Source organism: Aerococcus sp. 150760013-2, from assembly GCF_053627715.1.
Map to the genome: position 1 here is coordinate 20,872 of NZ_JBSEYI010000008.1, position 17,867 is coordinate 38,738.

Sequence of the window (17,867 nt, forward strand, 5' to 3'; positions counted from 1 at the left end):
TATAGTTAAAGCGTTACGGTAAAGCCTAAGCCGTCTTAAAGACTTCATGCAGTTGAATAGCACAAAGAAAAACCCCCAGCAAACAGCCAGGGGTAAGATCTTATCTTTCATTGATGATTAGAATTGGTCGTTTTTGTAGTTTTGACCAGATTCTTCTTCAATTTTTTTGTCTAATTTTTCTAGTTGTTTTTTCGCGAAGTCGCGTCCACCTAAACCAAATGATAAGGCAAAGGCAACTGATAAACCACCAATGATAAATAGGAAGGCCATGTTCACAATATTGTTAGCAAAGTTCAATTGATCTAATGCCATAAATACTGAGAAGACTACGAATACGCCTTTAATGATTGCACCAACCCATTTGCTTTGAGTTGCTTTATTCACTAAGTCGCCAACGAAACGGCCACCAAAGATACCAAGCCCTAAGATAATTAAGGCAATTAATACGTTCGGTAGGTAAGCAATGATTGCTGCACCAACAGTGTTTAAGATCGCTAAGTTTAATACGTTTAAGGCTTCAACCGTAAAGAATAAACCAATGACTACTGCAACTACTTGACCAATGATTTCTGAAACATTGATGTTTTTAGTTGTTGCACCAGTTTCACGGTTGAATAAGTTGTTTAAACCAGTACCCGCAAGTAAGTTTTGTACTAACTCACCAATGACTTTAGCAATCGCAAATCCAACACCTAATAAGATTACTGCTACTAAGATATTTGGAATTGCAGCAGCTACGCTATTTAACACACCGATGATTGGTGTTACAATTGAAGAAATCCCTAATGTTTCAAGGGCTACAACTGCAATTGGAATGAAAACAACAATGTAAGCTACATAAGAAAGTACGTTAGCAATTGTATCTACTGTTTGTCCGTCTGCTGTTTTGTTACCAGTAAATTTAGCCACATACTTGTCGATGTTAACTGTTTTAACTAGTGAGTAAACTAATTGTTTCACTAAACGCGCTACCACTTCCGCTACAATCATAATAATGATTGCACCAACGATTGATGGTAAGAAGCCTAAAGCATTTGCTGTCATATCATGAATTGGTGTCGCAATAGAAGCTAAACCAAATGTATCGAAGATGCCTGGTAAGAATAGCACCCAAACAATGTAGTATAGAATTTGCGCGATAGTATCAATCGTTGTTTCCGCTTGATCCTCAGTCTCTGCAATATTCCATTTCACGAAGCGACCTGGTAATCCCACCGCTCGTAAACCTTTTGAAACTGCCTTTTTAACTAATACTGCCACGATCCACGCAATAAGAATTAATAATATACCACCAATGATGGCTGGTATGCTAGCAGCTAAGCTAGCCCATAAACCTGCTAAATCCATTTTTTCCATCTCCTTTTATCTAAAAATTTATTTGGAAAACTTCAAAAATAAAGAATTCCTTAAGACTATTTCTAGTTTACCATATTTATAAGTGATATTCACGCGATATACTTTGGGTTGTTTTATAACCTTTAGCATAATGGGTTTTTGCATTTTTTATTTATATATAAAATACATTATGAATACAATTTTAGAGATTTTTGTATTTTTACCCCTTGAAAAATGATTATTTCAACCACACACTAAATAAAAAAAGAGCTAACTTTACCCCTAAAGATAAGCTAACTCCTTATATATTCATTTAATTTTCTATATTAGGCTGCTTCAACGCTATCCAATAAAGTTATAATTTCTGCTTCATTTTCAGCATTTACCAATTTCACCACGTTATCAAGGATTGAACAGAAAATAGCGATTTTAGACAGTAAATCCAGGTGTTCATTGTTAACCCCGGCAATCCCAAAGACAACCATGGCCATCTTTTCTTCATTGGGGTCGTCAGAAAAATCTACCCCAAACGGGATTTGTAGAACCGAAATGCCTATAGAGAGGGTCTGAAGAGATATTACCTAGTGTAGATGGCAAATTTGAAGCCAATAGAGACTTCAATAAGGCTTGTGTGATTGAACGTCACGGTCATTCGGGTGGTATCGGTGTGAGCGCGATTAAGGGCTATAATATTGAAAATGGCGCGATTGCGACTAGTGTGTCCCATGATGCGCATAATATTACGGCTGTGGGCGATAATGACGCTGATATTCTACTGGCTGTGAAAGAATTGGACCGTATTCAAGGGGGCTATGTGATTGCTTCTAAAGGGGAAATTGTTGCAGCCCTACCACTAGAATTGGCTGGTATTATCAGTATCCAGTCAGGCAAAACGGTACAAGCGCAATTAAATAAGATGGTGGCGCATGCTAAAGCACTCGGTGTACCTGAATCTATCGATCCGTTTATGACCCTATCTTTCATTGCATTAACGGTCATTCCAGAATTACGGCTAACAGATAATGGTCTACATGATGTGAATCTGGGGCAATTTGTATAAGAAAATGTAATATTATAAAGCGATAATAACCAGAAAAAACGACCCTCAATATCCAGTGATAATGGGGGTCGTTTGCTGTTAATATTTTTATTATTTTTAGTCTTTGTAAGATACAACTAGATATCTATGCGGTTCTTTCCCTTCAGAATGGGTCGCAATATATGAATATCTAGCCAATTGCGCGTGGATAATTTTACGTTCCGCAGCAGGTAGTGGGTCCAAGAAAACAGGTTGTTTTGAATTGGCCACTTGGTCCGCTGTTTTACGTGCTAATCTCGCTAAGGTTTCTTGACGTCTTTCCCGATAATTGCCAACATTTACAATCACTTTGACATGTGGGCGCACATATTGGTGGGTCATCACTTGGGCAAGTGTTTCTAATGAATTAATGATTTTCCCGTGTTTACCAATAACCAACCCTTTTTTCTCAGTTTGGATATTGTAAATAATAGTACGACCACGGTCTTCAACCTCAATATTGGCGTCTACTAGGTAGGATGCCAACACGTCTATCAGGTATTCAGCAACATGTTCCACATCTTTGAAGTCTTCATCTACCAATTCCAAGTCCTGGTCCGCTTGAACAGGCTTTTCAGCCTCTTCAGCTGCCACTTCTTCTGATTGAACTTCTACTTCAGTAATAGTTGCTTCTTTAGTAAAAGTTTCTTCATTAATTGATGATTCAGACTTTTCAGTAGTCACTTCATCAGAGGCAGGTTCTTCTTCAACGTCTTGCTCCGATTCAAACTCAGTGCCTTGGGCCTCTGGCTCTTCCTCAGAACTTGTTGATTCAACAACGTCTTCTTCGGTTTCATCTGTTACTGAATTGATTGCTGTATCTGTATTTTCAGACGGTTGATCCTCTAAATCCTTAGATGGCACCACTGCTGATGTGTTTTCTTGACCTAAATCAGAGAAGGAAAATAAGTCATCTGTTGTAGCATCAATTTCGGACACTTCTCGTTCAGGGTAATGGATGGCTATAATCGCATCCTTTGCCCCTAAACCGAGAAATCCTTTTTTGGCTTCTTGAATTACTTGAACTTCAACATCTTCTCGCGCCAACCGAAGTTGTTGCAAGCCTTTGGCAATAGCAGCATCGACTGAAGTCGCTTCAAATCTTTCAGTTTTCAATACAAGAACCTCCTGTTATTTCTTCTTACCATTAGGATTACGTTTTGCTTTTTCTAAACGACGTTCTAGCTCTTTCTCTTTACGAATTTGATCTTCGCGTGCATCACGCTTCTTAAAAGGATTATTCATCACTAATGTTTGAAGAATTGTAAATCCAGTGGACGCCACCCAGTAAAGTGAAATTGCTGATGGTAAGGTTACACCCATGAATAAAATCATTACTGGCATTGTCCATTGCATCATCGCCATTGATGGATTGCTATTTGGTGTACCAATCGTTGTCAAACGTGTGTTATACCATGTTAGAATAGCTGCAATAATTGGGATTACAAATAGTTGGTCAGGAACTCCTAATTCTAACCATAAGAAGTGACCTTGGCTTAGAATTTCTGTTCTGGAAATAGATTGGTATAAGGCCATCAAGATTGGCAATTGAATTAACATTGGTAAACAACCAGACCACATGCTATAGTCATATTTTTCATTTAACTTGGCTGTTTCTTCTTGTAATTTTTGCTGAGTCTCTGGATCCTTAGATGCATATTTTTCTTGCAAGGCTTTTAGCTCAGGCTGCATCATTTGCATTTTTTCAGTACTTTGTGTTTGGTACTTGGTTAATGGAATCAAGATGATACGAATGATCAAGGTAAAGGCAATAATCCCTACACCATAGTTACCAAAGATATCTGATAACCACACAATAATACGTGAAAAGTTATAGACGATGTAACGGTCCCACAAACCTGTCGAATTCTCATCGATTGGACTTGTCCCACAAGCCGCTAGAAAGATAACAGCCATCATGGTGATTGCTAAAATCTTCCACATTTTTTTACTTCGAATATTCAATTTTTACAAATCCTCCACGAATTCTACTATTCATGTGGTAATGACTTTGCTTTTGTATCCTCTTTTATCGGATGATAAATTTTTGCCAAAGATAGCACATGAATCAAACTTTTTTTCACTTCAGCTGTTGTCATATCTGCAGCTGGCTTACGAGCAATCACGATAAAATCATTAGACGGATCAATGCCTGCCTTAAGTTCGGTAATGCTTTGACGAATTTTTCGCTTCACTGCATTACGGGTAACAGCGTTTCCAATTTTCTTACCGACAGAGATACCAATCCGGAAATGGGGTTGGTCCTTCTCCAATCGATAAATAACAAATTGGCGATTCGCAGTACTATGACCGTGATGAAATACCTGGCCAAAATCTTTCTCAGATTTGACTCTATAAGATTTCCGCACGTAAGTTCGCCTCCTTAATAAAAAAAGACCACATATTAATGTGATCTTATGCAGAAATAACTTTTCTTCCTTTTCTACGACGAGCTGCTAAAACGTGACGACCGTTTTTAGTACTCATACGTTTACGGAAACCGTGAACTTTTTGACGATGACGTTTTTTAGGTTGGTATGTTCTTTTCATTACTTGCACCTCCTGTTGCGATTAAGTCTTTCGTTTTTTATTAATATAAAACGACTGTAATATTATATACAATAAAAAGTCGAAATTCAATTTCAGGTGCGAAATTTCGCACTCGTAATCAAGATTTTACCACATCATACCCCATATCACAATACTTTTTGTACAAATATTGGTTTTTTTCAAGGTTTTCGACCGGTAAAACTCGTCTATATTATAACAGATATTTCTAAAAAAAAGAAAAATCCTCCCTAAATTGACGCCCTCTTTTTCACAAACTCGCTTTTAAAATTTCACAAACTATGTGAAGAAAAAAATGGTAAACTCTTATTCACAAAGTGTGTACGAAATTTGCACAAGCCTGTGGTTAGTTGTTGCAAGTTTTGATTTATCCCAAAAGTTTTTAAAAGACTTTTCAACAAATCCACAGTTTTGCAAAACTTTTCCCCACCTGTTGATAACTCACCAAAATCCCTTATAAATTGACCTTTAAACAAGCATAATTATACACAAGACTTTAAATTTGGTAAATAGCTAACAGGTTTATGCACATCCTGTGGAAAACGTTTATCAAAAGTTGGGATTATTTTTATTCACATCCAAATTTTTCTGTGGAAAACTGTTTTTTTTCATGATATTATGAATGAGCTTAACGAATTTAAAGTTTCGTCGTACTAACATATTTCAATATGTTTGATATAAAAATTTTGTACACTAAGGAGCTAGGAAATATATGAGTGAATTAAACCGATTATGGGATTACGTCACCCAATACTTCAAAGAAGAGTTGCCTAAAACAAGTTTCGATACTTGGATTAAAGACCTAGATCCTGTTGCCTTTGAGAATGATACCTTGTATTTAAAAGCCATTTCAGTGCTACACAAGGACCATATTGAGAAACATTATTCGATACAGATTCGACAAGTTTTATTTGAATACTTGAACCATGACGTGAATCTAGTCGTGAGTTTAAAAGATGATCGGTCACAATCAGCCAATCAAATTCAAGTAAACAACTATAATGACAATATTGAAGACAACGGATCAGATCTATTAAATCCAAAATATACCTTTGATAACTTCGTCGTCGGTGAAGGTAATAAAATGGCTCACGCTGCAGCTTTAGCTGTTGCAGAGGGCCCCGGCCGCGACTACAATCCCCTATTCTTCTTCGGTGGTGTAGGGTTAGGTAAAACCCACTTGATGCAAGCAATTGGTCATGAAGTATTACGGACAAACCCTAATGCCAAAATAAAATACGTCTCTAGTGAAACCTTTACGAATGACTTTATTAATGCCATTCGTAAGAACACTACAGACGCCTTCCACCAAGAGTACCGAACAGTCGATATGTTATTAGTGGATGATATTCAATTTATTGGGAATAAACAGTCTACCCAGGAAGAATTCTTCCATACATTTAACGTGCTCTATAATAATAATAAACACATCGTATTAACCAGTGACCGTGACGCCAGTCAGATCCCAGAGTTAGAAGACCGGTTAGTTTCCCGCTTTAAGCAAGGCTTATCAACGGATATTACACCGCCAGATTTAGAGACACGGATTGCCATTTTGCGTAATAAGGCCAACGTCAATGGCTTACAAATTCCTGACGATACCCTTTCATATATTGCTGGACAAATTGACTCCAACATTCGTGAATTGGAAGGTGCTTTAACTAGTGTACAGGCCTTTGCGGTCATGAACCAAGAGGACTTAACGCCAAATACTGCAGCTAAAGCGCTCAGAAATTACAAGAGCAATGTGAAAAGTAATTCACCGACCATTCCAAATATCCTTGAGACAGTGGCCCAATACTTTAATTTGCAGGTTTCTGATCTTAAAGGGAAGAAACGGGTACGCCAAATCGTGGTTCCACGCCAAATTGCCATGTATTTAAGTAGAGAATTAACAGATGCTTCCCTACCAAAAATTGGGCAGGAATTCGGCGGTAAAGACCATACGACAGTTCTTCACGCTTATGACAAGATTAAAAAGGATATCGATGAAAAAAGTGAGTTAGAACGTGATGTTGACAGTATTCGTCGTTTATTAGAAAAATAATGACTTATCTACATCATCTGAGTCTGAGTTTGAAATGACTTATGCTAAAATATAGGTAAGAAAAGGAGGTTGTGGATAATTGTTCATAACCTCTCTGTTTTTTTCACAAGTTATACACATGTGGAAAAGTGTATTTTGACAAGCTTTCTAAAAGTTATCAACAAGATTAACAGGGCCTATTACTATTACTATCTTTTTATCTATAATTAAAATATATATACAAGGAGTGCACACATGAAATTTTCTATTAATCAGTCTGTTTTTATTCAAAATTTGACGGACGTTCAAAGAGCAATTAGTTCAAGAACAACGATACCTGTTTTGACAGGTGTTAAAATCTCAGTTAAAGAAGAAGGACTTTATTTAACTGGATCTGATGCAACAATTTCCATTGAAGCGTTTATTGATGCTAAAGATGATGACAATAAATTAAAAATTGAAGCCACTGGTGATATTGTCTTACCATCTCGTTTCTTAGGTGAAATAGTGAAGAAATTACCATCAGATATGATGAATTTAGAAGTTGTTGAAAACTTCCAAACAGAAATCACTTCTGACCGTGCATCATTTACATTAAATGGGATTAATGGTAGTGAATACCCACGTTTACCTGAAATCGATGCAAAACAAACTTACGCATTACCAACAGATACCTTTAAACAAGTGGTCAACCAAACCATTATTTCTGTATCTAACCAAGAAATTCGCCCTATTTTCACTGGGATTCATTTTGAAATTGGGAATGGTGAGTTAAAAGCAGTTGCAACTGACTCTCATCGTTTAAGTCAACGCATTATGCCGTTAACAATGCCAGAAGTAGCTGGTGATACAGTGTTAGATATCAATATTCCAGGTCGTTCATTACAAGAATTAATCCGTATTGTGGATAGTAATGAAGACATTGAGATGATGGTGACAGACAATCAAGTATTGTTTAAAGCTCGTAATATTTACCTATACTCTCGTTTACTAGAAGGTAACTACCCGAATACAGACCGTTTATTACCTAATGACCACTCAACAATTATTGAAGTGGCAGCGAGTGAATTAGTGAATGCTGTTGAACGTGCTTTGATTTTAAGTCACGAAGGTAAAAATAATGTGGTTCGTTTGAATATTTCAGACCAAGATATTATTTTATCTAGTCAATCTGCTGAAGTTGGGAATGTAGAAGAAGAAATCAATGTAGTGAAAGCTGAAGGGGAAGCTTTAGAAATTTCCTTCAACCCTGATTACTTACGTGAAGCATTGAAATCATTTGGTCAACAAAATGTACAAATTGGCTTCCAGTCATCTTCACACCCCTTCACCCTATTACCAAGTGACCAAACTGATAACTTCAATTTCGTTCAATTGATTACCCCAATTCGTACACCAAGAGGTTAATTGAAGCTAATTGGAGAAATGACAAAAGCCGCTAAAAATTGATGTCGAAGGTCAAATCATTTTCATATGGTTAGCCAAATGGATAAGGATCAAAATCATTTACTGGTTTTGGTCCTTTTTTTCGGTCTACATATAAAAATGTGCCAATTTTTGACTTTTAAGCCCTTTAAGTAAGATTCTAGGTATTTCCCTATCTAAAATGCCAACTTTTAATACAGGGCCTTTATTTGCTAAATACGGTAAATTAGCGTATAATTAAGGGTGTATAAATAAAAGCGAAATCGTTGAATCTGCTAAGGACCACTAGCTGTGTCCGGTGATGGCAAGAAGAGACGATTTATTTTATGTGAAGAGCGAATTTGGAAGATGAATGTGGGGTGAAATGATGGCTGAAATCGTAAAAATTAAAACAGCATATATTACATTGAGTCAGTTATTAAAAATGTCTGGTGCGATAGGTACTGGCGGAGAAGCGAAATGGTATCTACAAGAAAATGATGTCGTTGTAGACGGTGAAATTGATAACCGACGTGGACGTAAATTGTATCCAGGTATGGTTATTGCAATACCGAATGAAGGTGAATTTATCATCGAAAGCCATGAAGCGCATGGTGATGGACATGCAGCTGAATAACATTAAGTTAAAGGACTTCAGAAATTATGAAGATCTAACAGTCACATTTTCTCCTGGGGTGAACGTCTTTATTGGCGAGAATGCCCAGGGGAAAACATCTTTATTAGAGGCTATTTATATGATGTCACTGGCAAGAAGTCACCGTACGGCCAATGAAAAAGATACCATCCGTTGGCAACAAGACTTTGCGCGTATTGAAGGTAGTATATCAACGAGAACGAATCCAGATTTACCACTAGCGCTAACCATCACGAAATCGGGTAAACGCGCAAAAGTGAACCATTTAAACCAAAACCGGATGAGTGATTATATTGGCAAATTGAATGTGGTCCTTTTTGCCCCGGAAGATTTAGAACTGATTAAAGGTGCCCCGCAACTTAGACGAAAGTTTATTGATATGGAGCTTGGGCAAATGAGCCCGAAATACCTGTATGAGTCGGTTCAATATAATCGATTATTAAAACAACGAAATGCCTACCTCAAGCAATTATTATATAAAGAAACCCAAGATCAAATTTATTTAGATATTCTCACTGAACAGTTAGCGGCGTCTGCTACCCATGTTATTTACCAACGGCTACGTTTTGTAGACCAACTGGAATCATGGGCTAAACCCATCCATTCAACCATTTCACATGGGCTTGAAGAGTTGACTTTAGCTTATCGTGGTCCAATTGAGTTGACTTTAGATATGACTGAAGATGCCATTTACCAGCAGTTGATGACGAAATTTAAAGAGAAGAAAGACCATGAATTTGCCAGAGGGGTTACTTTGGTTGGTCCACATCGGGATGATTTGACCTTTAAGGTGAATGGCCGTGATGTGCAGAAATTTGGTTCCCAAGGACAGCAACGGACGACTGTATTGAGTATGAAATTAGCAGAAATCGAATGCATGCATGAAGTTTTAGGGGAATACCCTATTTTACTATTGGATGACGTACTCAGTGAATTAGATGATGAGCGGCAAACCCACTTATTGAAGTCTATACAGTCGAAAGTCCAAACCTTTTTAACAACAACAAGTTTAGATGGTATTCAAAGAGAATTAATTGAAGAACCAAGGGTTTTCAATATTGATGCAGGCGCGATAGCGGAATAAGTAAGCGTGCGGGTTAGGCGTGGCCTAAAATCCCATGGCGCTATTGAGATTGAATAATTCACGTAATAGGAGTGGGAAAATGGCAAACAATGCTAATGAAAACAACAACAATGAAAATGAAATGTTGACCAATGAAGAAGCACTCGTCCAACCAGAGGACCTTGTTTCTGAAGAAGAAAAAATGGCCAAGAAACGCGAATTGGCGAAAGACTATGATGCTAGCCAAATTCAAGTATTGGAAGGTCTAGAAGCTGTACGTAAGCGTCCAGGGATGTATATCGGGTCAACTTCAGCTAGTGGTTTACACCATTTAGTATGGGAGATTGTCGATAACTCAATTGATGAGGCCCTAGCAGGATTTGCGGGTCACATCCAAGTCACCATTGAAAAAGATAATTCTATAACAGTTGTCGATGATGGTCGCGGGATTCCCGTTGATATCCAGTCAAATACCGGTCGTCCAGCGGTAGAAACAGTCTTTACTGTCCTACATGCCGGTGGTAAATTCGGCGGTGGCGGGTATAAAGTATCCGGTGGTCTTCACGGGGTTGGGGCCTCTGTTGTAAACGCCCTTTCTGAATGGTTGCATGTATATGTCCATAAAAATGGCCGCATCTACCACCAAGAATTCCGCCAAGGCGCTATTGTGTCGGATGTTGAACAAACTGGTGATACAGATACCCATGGTACGGTTGTGCATTTTAAACCGGATGCAGAGATTTTTACCGATACAACCACCTTTGAATTTGAAGTTTTAAACCGACGTGTCCGTGAGTTAGCCTTCTTGAATAAGGGCTTACGGATTTCTTTAATGGATGCTAGATCAGAAAACCAAGAAACAGCTTCTTACCACTATGAAGGTGGGATTAAAGAATATATTGAGTACATGAATAAAGATAAAGATGTTCTATTTGAACAACCGATTTATCTTGAAGATGAGCAAGATGGGATTGAAGTAGAGGTAGCTTTACAATACACGGATGGCTTCCACTCAAATATCTTAAGCTTTGCGAATAATATCCATACTTTTGAAGGTGGTATGCATGAATCAGGAGCAAAGACTGCTCTTACACGTGTGATTAACAACTATGCTCGCTCGCAAAAGTTAATTAAAGAAAATGAAGATAATTTAACTGGGGAAGATGTGCGTGAAGGGATCACCTTAATTGTATCTATTCGCCATCCGGATCCTCAATTTGAAGGTCAAACCAAAATGAAATTAGGGAACTCGGAAGTTCGAACGATTACCGATAATTTATTTGCGACGCATTTTGAAAAGTTCCTACTAGAGAATCCGCAAATTGCCCGTCGTATTGTCGATAAAGGTACTGTAGCCTCTAAAGCCCGTTTAGCAGCTAAGCGAGCTCGTGAAATGACCCGTAAAAAATCAGGCCTAGAGATTTCCAACCTACCTGGTAAATTAGCCGACTGCTCAAGCCGTAATCCAGAAGAATCTGAATTATTCATCGTTGAGGGGAACTCGGCCGGTGGATCAGCGAAACAAGGCCGTTCACGTCACTTCCAAGCTATTTTGCCGATTCGAGGTAAAATCTTGAACGTTGAAAAAGCATCGATGGACAGAATTTTAGCCAACGAAGAAATCCGTTCATTATTTACCGCAATGGGTACAGGTTGGCAAAATGATTTCGACATCACCAAGGCACGTTACCACAAATTGGTTATTATGACCGATGCCGATGTCGATGGTGCCCACATCCGTGCCTTATTATTAACCTTAATTTACCGTTATATGCGCCCTATCTTGGACGCTGGCTATGTTTATATCGCAGTGCCACCTTTATACCAAGTCCGTCAAGGTAAAAAGATTGTCTACCTAGATACTGACAAGCAATTAGAAGAATACCTACAAACTATCCCAGCGACACCAAAACCAGCTATCCAACGTTATAAAGGTTTGGGTGAAATGGACGCTGAACAACTTTGGGAAACCACAATGGACCCAACCAACAGAACATTATTACAAGTAAACGTAGACGATGCAGTAGAAGCAGACAAAATCATCAATATGTTGATGGGTGACCACGTTGAACCAAGACGTGACTTCATCGAAGAGAATGCTACCTACGCCAACATCGATTTATAGTAAGGAGGGAAAAGTTTCATGAGTGAAGAAATTAAAGAACAATTCCCACAACGTGAGATATCGCAAGAAATGCGGACGTCATTTCTTGACTACGCCATGTCAGTTATTGTGGCTCGTGCCCTGCCGGATGTCCGTGATGGCTTAAAACCCGTTCACCGTCGTATCCTTTATGGAATGAATGAATTAGGGGTTACCTCAGATAAACCCTATAAAAAATCCGCCCGTATCGTTGGGGACGTAATGGGTAAATACCATCCGCATGGGGATTCAGCTATCTATGAATCAATGGTGCGTATGGCCCAAGACTTCTCTTACCGCTATATGCTAGTGGATGGTCACGGGAACTTCGGTTCAGTCGATGGCGACCAAGCCGCAGCTATGCGTTATACCGAAGCACGTATGAGTAAGATTGCCCACGAAATGGTTCGTGACATGAATAAAGATACCGTTGATTTTATCCCTAACTATGACGGTGAAGAGCGTGAGCCAGAAGTATTACCAGCTCGCTTTCCTAACCTATTAGTAAACGGGACAACCGGTATCGCAGTTGGGATGACCACCAATATCCCAACCCATAACCTAAGCGAAGTCATCGGCGCTATTAAAATTTTAATGCAGAACGCTGACGCAACAACCACCGAATTGATGGAGGCTTTACCAGGACCAGACTTCCCAACCGGTGGTATTGTCATCGGAAAATCAGGTATCCGTAAGGCTTATGAGACTGGAAAAGGGACAATCATTGTCCGTGCTAAATTAGACATTGAAACCTTGTCTTCAGGTAAAGAACGGATTATCGTTCATGAAATTCCTTACATGGTGAACAAGGCTAAATTAGTCGAACGTATCGCTGAACTAGCTCGCGACAAACGGGTAGAAGGGATCACCGCTGTACGTGACGAATCTGGTCGTGAAGGTATGCGTGTCGTTATTGAATGCCGTAAAGATGCCAGCGCATCTGTAATCGTCAATAACCTTTACAAATACACGCAATTACAAACAAACTTTGGTATTAACATGGTAGCGATTGTAAATGGTGTACCACGTACCCTAAGCTTGAAAGAAATCCTACAAAACTACCTACTTCACCAAGAAGAAGTTATCCGTCGTCGTTCGATTTTCGAGAAAAACAAGGCTGAAGCGCGTGCCCACATCCTAGAAGGGTTGCAAATTGCCTTAGACCATATCGACGAAATTGTGAATATCTTACGTACATCACGTTCAGGTGACGAAGCGAAAGCCCGTTTTATCGAGGACTACAAGCTATCAGATAAACAATCGCAAGCTATCTTAGACATGCGTCTAGTTCGTCTAACTGGTTTAGAACGTGAGAAAATTGATAAAGAACACGCCGAATTAATGGCGCAAATCGACTACTTAAACCAAGTATTAGGATCTGAAACAATGCGTTACCAAATCATTTACGATGAATTAATTGAAATCGAAAGTAAATTCGGTGATGACCGTCGTACAGAGTTAATGGTTGGTGAAATCCACAATATCGATGATGAAGACCTGATTGAAGAAAGTAACGTGATTGTTACCTTAACGCAAAATGGGTATATCAAACGTATTGATGATGTAGAGTTTAGAGCTCAAAATCGTGGAGGTACGGGTGTTAAGGGGATGAGTATGAACGACGATGACTTCGTTGAAACCATGTTATCTACCTCAACCCACGACTCAGTCCTATTCTTCACCAACACTGGTCGCGTATTCCACTCTAAAGGTTATGAAATTCCAGAGTTTGGTCGTGCTGCAAAAGGGATCCCAGTTGTTAACCTGCTAAATCTACAACAAGACGAAACTGTTCAAGCAATGATCAACGTGACCCCAATTGAAGACGCAGAAGTAAAAGAACACTTATTATTCGTAACGAAAAACGGTACTGTAAAACGTACCAATGCAAGTGACTACTTCAATATCCGTAACAATGGGTTAATCGCCTTGAAACTAGCTGAAGGCGATGAATTAGTGAAAGTTGTCTTAACTAGTGGTGATGACAACATTATTATCGCGTCCCAAGATGGTTATGCCGTAAGTTTCCAAGAAACAAACGTCCGTAGCATGGGGCGTACCGCTACAGGTGTTCGCGGTATTCGTTTAAATGACGGCGATCAAGTGGTTGGTATGTCCGTACTTGGACCAGATGATAATGTACTAGTGGTTACTGAAAAAGGTTACGGTAAACAAACGCCAGCCAGCGAATATGGTATTAAAAACCGTGGCGGTAAAGGGGTTAAAACCATTAATGTTACCGAGAAAAATGGTATCTTAGTTGGTTTAACAACCGTTTCAGGAGAAGAAGACATCATGTTAATGACCAATCAAGGTATAGCTATTCGTTTCCATGCGAAAAATATTTCGCAAACTGGTCGTGCAACACAAGGTGTGCGTTTAATCCGTCTAGCTGAAGATTCATATGTATCAGCAATTGCTAAAGTAGAAGCAATTGAAGAAGCATTAGCAGCAACACCTCTAGAAAATAAAACTGCTATTGATGCCCAATTAGCAGATGAACCCTCTGATGAAATGATTTCTCGTATGCAAGAATTCGCAGATGATGCATTACCAGATTATGAAGAATCAGAAGAATAATATTGTAATAAACTATATATAAAAAATATCTATTTCAAATTATAGATATTACTTGATTTATATTGAATGTTTTGCTAAAATATTTTATTGTGAGTATTATATACTCTCCTTGCTCTCAGGGATGTTGAGAGCCAATAGACCAAAAGGAGGTGCAAAAGTCTGATGAGTGAAAACACTACTAAATACGAAGTTTTATACATTATTCGTCCTGATATGGAAGAAGCGTCTAAAAAAGCTTTGGTTGAACAATTCGATCAAATCTTAACTTCAAACGGTGTAACAATTAATGAATCTAAAGACTGGGCAAAACGTCGTCTTGCATACGAAATCAACGATTACAAAGAGGGTATCTACCACTTAGTTGATATGGAAGCTGACGATGCGGAAGGAATCAACGAATTCGACCGTCTTGCCAAAATCAATGACAATATTTTACGTCATATGATTACTAAAATCGAAGACTAATTAACAATACATATTTCGTGAGAGAGGAGTTATTTCATGATTAATAATGTTGTACTGGTCGGCCGTTTAACTCGTGACGTTGATGTGCGTTATACGCAAAGTGGCGTTGCTGTTGGATCTTTCAGCGTTGCCGTTGAAAGAAACTTTAAAAATGCCCAAGGTGAACGTGAGACAGATTTTATTAACTGTGTTATCTGGCGTAAAGCAGCAGAGAATTTTGCGCGTTTTACCCGTAAAGGTTCATTAGTAGGTGTTGAAGGCAGCATCCAAACTCGAAACTACGAGAATAACCAAGGACAACGTGTATACGTTACTGAGATTTTGGTTGATAACTTTAGTTTATTAGAATCAAAATCAGTTACTGAAAGCCGCCCTGCCTCTGATAATAATAACAGTGGTTTTGGTGGATTTAATAACAATAACGCAAACAACAACAGCTATAACAATCAAAATGCTGATCCATTTGATGGAAACAGCTTTAATCAAAACTCCTCTTCATTTAACAATGGTAACGATAACCCATTCCCATCATCTAATGATGGTTCTGGTTCAATCAATGTTACCGATGATGACTTACCATTCTAATGGTATAAGTAAGGGAGGTAAAAAATATGGCAGCACAACGCCGCGGTGGTCGTAGACGTAAAAAAGTATGTTTCTTCTGCGCTAACCACATTGATCATGTAGATTACAAAGACACAGATTTATTAAAACGTTATATTTCTGAAAAAGGTAAAATCTTACCTCGTCGTGTAACTGGTACATGTGCAAAACACCAACGTACTTTAACAGCTGGTATTAAACGCGCTCGTATTATGGCTTTAATTCCATTTACTACAGCAGACTAATACTAATCAAAAAACCATTTCGCCTTCTGGTGAAATGGTTTTTTTCTACGTTTAAACTAACTTAATTTGTCGTAATTTCGACCAGATTGCCCTCTGGGTCTTGGACTACAGATTCATAGTAACCATCACCGGTTGTTCGTGGACCAGATAAAAGTGGGAACCCATCTGCGACTAATTGGGCTGTTTTTGCGTCTACAGCCTCTTTATCACCTACTGCTAGGGCAATGTGTCCGTAACCTAAAGCATCGGCAATACGGGGGCTTAAATGCTTTTTATTCGTTAATTCTAGTCGACTGCCCTCATCAAAGTTTAAAAAGTATGATGAAAAACGCGTTTTAGGATTGTGGTAGCGGTCACCTGCCTTGGCTTCAAAGTATTTTTCATAAAATGCTTTGACAAGTTCTAAGTCAGTCACCCATAAAGCAACGTGTTCAATTTTCATATATAAACTCCCTTAGTGTGTAATTTAGAATACGCTTACATATTATATGATAAAGCAAAACGAGCTGTGACACTAGTCACAACTCGTTCTTAGGAGAATTCCTATGTTAAGTATGTTGATTACTTGTTTAATCTCATGTTCTAAGGAGGAAAATCTGATTAGTCTAAAGCTTCAACATCTCTAATTGCTTGTTCAAATTTTTCACGGGTAATGGTATATGGAGAGAATGTTAAATCGTCCATAGTCATCGCTTTATCAACTAATTTGTCGATATCTTCTTGCGTTGTTACCCCTTGAGCTGCCAATTTAGTTGGCAATTTAATTGATTCCATGAATGCTTTCATGCGATCACGGTATTCAAATTGTTGGTCCATTGTTAGTAATAACAAGATACCATATGATACTACCTCACCGTGTAAGTGTTCATGAGCTTGTGGCAGAACAGTATAGCCATAGTAGTAGGCATGTGCCATGTTTGAGTTGATGTCATTTTCCACTAATACAGACGCATAAGCTGATGCACCAATAATTTCAAGAACAACATCTTCTAAAGCCTGGTTTGCTTCTTGGTTACGTACAGCTTCTAAAGCTTCAGCACCAACAGCCATCAATTTATCATTCGTACCTTTGACAATATTTACACCTAAACGATTTTCAAAGCTTAGGTCTCTGCCACGTGAAGAAAAACTAGTCTCTACTTCTTTAGACATACAATCACCAATACCAGCCCATAAGTATTCAACAGGCGCCTCAGCGATGATTTGTGTATCGATGAAGGTATGGTCAGCTGGTGCTTTACGATAAGCTAAACCAGCCATCTCATGGTTATCATGGTACATAACACATACTGACGAAGTTGGCGCTGAAACTGAAGCTAGAGTTGGGAAAGTGAATAATGGTTTGTCTAAGTCACGAGCTACTACCTTAATTGTATCAATCGCGCGTCCCCCACCAACTGCAAAGATCATATCCGCATCTTGCACTTCTTTGATCGCTTTCATTTTCTCAACGTTGGTATATGAAGCTTCCTTACCGTAGACTTGTACGGTTGCCACTTCTAATGATGATTTTTCTAGGGCAGCAGTTAAACGTTCCTTACTGGCTGCCAAGGCTTTTTCACCACCTAGAATCGCGACGGTTGTACCAAATTGACTACAATATTCATCAATTGCATCAAAGGCATCAACACCAATTGTTAAATTTGGTAGGTTTACTGATAGAGACATATTTATCTTCCTTCTTTCTTCATAATCAGCCTTT

17 protein-coding genes and 1 pseudogene are annotated in these 17,867 nt (G+C 38.6%); 10 read left to right on the forward strand and 8 right to left on the reverse strand.

All coding sequences use genetic code 11. The features are described from left to right. Positions 1-117: 117 nt before the first annotated feature. Entirely contained in the window at positions 118-1,347 is a 1,230-nt protein-coding gene (locus ACUW85_RS05565; protein ID WP_182023593.1) for a mechanosensitive ion channel, read from the reverse strand. A 314-nt stretch (positions 1,348-1,661) separates the two neighbouring features. Then, positions 1,662-1,889: pseudogene (locus tag ACUW85_RS05570) on the reverse strand (PTS sugar transporter subunit IIA); the annotation flags it as partial. 20 nt (positions 1,890-1,909) lie between these two features. Between ACUW85_RS05570 and ACUW85_RS05575 the strand changes: the two are divergent. Then, complete coding sequence (locus ACUW85_RS05575) at positions 1,910-2,395, forward strand: adenine deaminase C-terminal domain-containing protein (protein ID WP_310648934.1); 486 nt, start codon at positions 1,910-1,912, stop codon at positions 2,393-2,395. Positions 2,396-2,491: 96 nt separating this feature from the next. Here the strand turns inward: ACUW85_RS05575 and jag are convergent, their stop codons facing one another. Genes jag through rpmH form a run of 4 tightly spaced genes read right to left on the reverse strand, consistent with a single transcriptional unit; the run spans position 2,492 to position 4,963 of the window. Next, positions 2,492-3,529 (reverse strand): RNA-binding cell elongation regulator Jag/EloR, encoded by a 1,038-nt coding sequence (gene jag, locus ACUW85_RS05580; protein WP_182023592.1) that lies wholly within the window; start codon positions 3,527-3,529, stop codon positions 2,492-2,494. A gap of 15 nt (positions 3,530-3,544) precedes the next feature. After that, on the reverse strand, positions 3,545-4,372 hold the full coding sequence (gene yidC, locus ACUW85_RS05585) for a membrane protein insertase YidC (protein ID WP_026465534.1): 828 nt from the start codon (positions 4,370-4,372) through the stop codon (positions 3,545-3,547). A gap of 32 nt (positions 4,373-4,404) precedes the next feature. Further along, entirely contained in the window at positions 4,405-4,782 is a 378-nt protein-coding gene (gene rnpA / locus ACUW85_RS05590) for a ribonuclease P protein component (protein WP_003142923.1), read from the reverse strand. A 46-nt stretch (positions 4,783-4,828) separates the two neighbouring features. Then, positions 4,829-4,963: a 50S ribosomal protein L34 gene (gene rpmH, locus ACUW85_RS05595; protein ID WP_003142921.1), complete on the reverse strand. Its 135-nt coding sequence runs from the start codon at positions 4,961-4,963 to the stop codon at positions 4,829-4,831. Positions 4,964-5,693: 730 nt separating this feature from the next. Here rpmH and dnaA point away from each other — a divergent pair. The 9 genes from dnaA (at position 5,694) to rpsR (ending at position 16,165) form a co-directional block, all read left to right on the forward strand. Next, positions 5,694-7,028, forward strand: a complete 1,335-nt coding sequence (dnaA, locus tag ACUW85_RS05600) for a chromosomal replication initiator protein DnaA (RefSeq protein ID WP_182023591.1) — start codon at positions 5,694-5,696, stop codon at positions 7,026-7,028. A gap of 234 nt (positions 7,029-7,262) precedes the next feature. Beyond that, positions 7,263-8,414 carry a DNA polymerase III subunit beta gene (gene dnaN / locus ACUW85_RS05605; RefSeq protein WP_182023590.1) on the forward strand — a complete coding sequence of 384 codons (1,152 nt, stop codon included), beginning with the start codon at positions 7,263-7,265 and terminating at the stop codon, positions 8,412-8,414. Positions 8,415-8,799: 385 nt separating this feature from the next. Further along, positions 8,800-9,048 carry a S4 domain-containing protein YaaA gene (gene yaaA / locus ACUW85_RS05610; protein ID WP_182023589.1) on the forward strand — a complete coding sequence of 83 codons (249 nt, stop codon included), beginning with the start codon at positions 8,800-8,802 and terminating at the stop codon, positions 9,046-9,048. Continuing rightward, positions 9,035-10,150 carry a DNA replication/repair protein RecF gene (gene recF / locus ACUW85_RS05615; RefSeq protein WP_182023588.1) on the forward strand — a complete coding sequence of 372 codons (1,116 nt, stop codon included), beginning with the start codon at positions 9,035-9,037 and terminating at the stop codon, positions 10,148-10,150. Before yaaA ends, recF begins: the two co-directional genes overlap by 14 nt. A gap of 181 nt (positions 10,151-10,331) precedes the next feature. Then, entirely contained in the window at positions 10,332-12,254 is a 1,923-nt protein-coding gene (gene gyrB / locus ACUW85_RS05620) for a DNA topoisomerase (ATP-hydrolyzing) subunit B (protein WP_182023597.1), read from the forward strand. A gap of 18 nt (positions 12,255-12,272) precedes the next feature. After that, positions 12,273-14,852 carry a DNA gyrase subunit A gene (gene gyrA, locus ACUW85_RS05625; RefSeq protein WP_182023587.1) on the forward strand — a complete coding sequence of 860 codons (2,580 nt, stop codon included), beginning with the start codon at positions 12,273-12,275 and terminating at the stop codon, positions 14,850-14,852. A gap of 162 nt (positions 14,853-15,014) precedes the next feature. After that, positions 15,015-15,317: a 30S ribosomal protein S6 gene (gene rpsF / locus ACUW85_RS05630; protein ID WP_003142910.1), complete on the forward strand. Its 303-nt coding sequence runs from the start codon at positions 15,015-15,017 to the stop codon at positions 15,315-15,317. A 36-nt stretch (positions 15,318-15,353) separates the two neighbouring features. Beyond that, positions 15,354-15,902: a single-stranded DNA-binding protein gene (ssb, locus tag ACUW85_RS05635; protein WP_026465541.1), complete on the forward strand. Its 549-nt coding sequence runs from the start codon at positions 15,354-15,356 to the stop codon at positions 15,900-15,902. Positions 15,903-15,928: 26 nt separating this feature from the next. Beyond that, positions 15,929-16,165: a 30S ribosomal protein S18 gene (gene rpsR, locus ACUW85_RS05640; RefSeq protein WP_003142905.1), complete on the forward strand. Its 237-nt coding sequence runs from the start codon at positions 15,929-15,931 to the stop codon at positions 16,163-16,165. A 61-nt stretch (positions 16,166-16,226) separates the two neighbouring features. Here the strand turns inward: rpsR and ACUW85_RS05645 are convergent, their stop codons facing one another. Further along, a complete protein-coding gene (locus ACUW85_RS05645) occupies positions 16,227-16,607 on the reverse strand; it encodes a VOC family protein (protein ID WP_026465543.1) in 381 nt (126 codons plus the stop codon). A 158-nt stretch (positions 16,608-16,765) separates the two neighbouring features. After that, entirely contained in the window at positions 16,766-17,833 is a 1,068-nt protein-coding gene (locus ACUW85_RS05650; RefSeq protein WP_026465544.1) for an iron-containing alcohol dehydrogenase family protein, read from the reverse strand. Positions 17,834-17,867: the final 34 nt, after the last annotated feature.

What these genes read in the sequence shown, in the direction of transcription:
- gyrA (WP_182023587.1), top strand. Translation starts at nt 12,273, where the DNA reads ATGAGTGAAGAAATTAAAGAACAATTCCCACAACGTGAGATATCGCAA.
- recF (WP_182023588.1), top strand. Translation starts at nt 9,035, where the DNA reads ATGCAGCTGAATAACATTAAGTTAAAGGACTTCAGAAATTATGAAGAT.
- gyrB (WP_182023597.1), top strand. Translation starts at nt 10,332, where the DNA reads ATGGCCAAGAAACGCGAATTGGCGAAAGACTATGATGCTAGCCAAATT.
- ACUW85_RS05565 (WP_182023593.1), bottom strand. Translation starts at nt 1,347, where the DNA reads ATGGATTTAGCAGGTTTATGGGCTAGCTTAGCTGCTAGCATACCAGCC.
- dnaN (WP_182023590.1), top strand. Translation starts at nt 7,263, where the DNA reads ATGAAATTTTCTATTAATCAGTCTGTTTTTATTCAAAATTTGACGGAC.
- rpsR (WP_003142905.1), top strand. Translation starts at nt 15,929, where the DNA reads ATGGCAGCACAACGCCGCGGTGGTCGTAGACGTAAAAAAGTATGTTTC.
- rpsF (WP_003142910.1), top strand. Translation starts at nt 15,015, where the DNA reads ATGAGTGAAAACACTACTAAATACGAAGTTTTATACATTATTCGTCCT.
- yaaA (WP_182023589.1), top strand. Translation starts at nt 8,800, where the DNA reads ATGGCTGAAATCGTAAAAATTAAAACAGCATATATTACATTGAGTCAG.
- ACUW85_RS05645 (WP_026465543.1), bottom strand. Translation starts at nt 16,607, where the DNA reads ATGAAAATTGAACACGTTGCTTTATGGGTGACTGACTTAGAACTTGTC.
- dnaA (WP_182023591.1), top strand. Translation starts at nt 5,694, where the DNA reads ATGAGTGAATTAAACCGATTATGGGATTACGTCACCCAATACTTCAAA.
- rpmH (WP_003142921.1), bottom strand. Translation starts at nt 4,963, where the DNA reads ATGAAAAGAACATACCAACCTAAAAAACGTCATCGTCAAAAAGTTCAC.
- ssb (WP_026465541.1), top strand. Translation starts at nt 15,354, where the DNA reads ATGATTAATAATGTTGTACTGGTCGGCCGTTTAACTCGTGACGTTGAT.
- ACUW85_RS05650 (WP_026465544.1), bottom strand. Translation starts at nt 17,833, where the DNA reads ATGTCTCTATCAGTAAACCTACCAAATTTAACAATTGGTGTTGATGCC.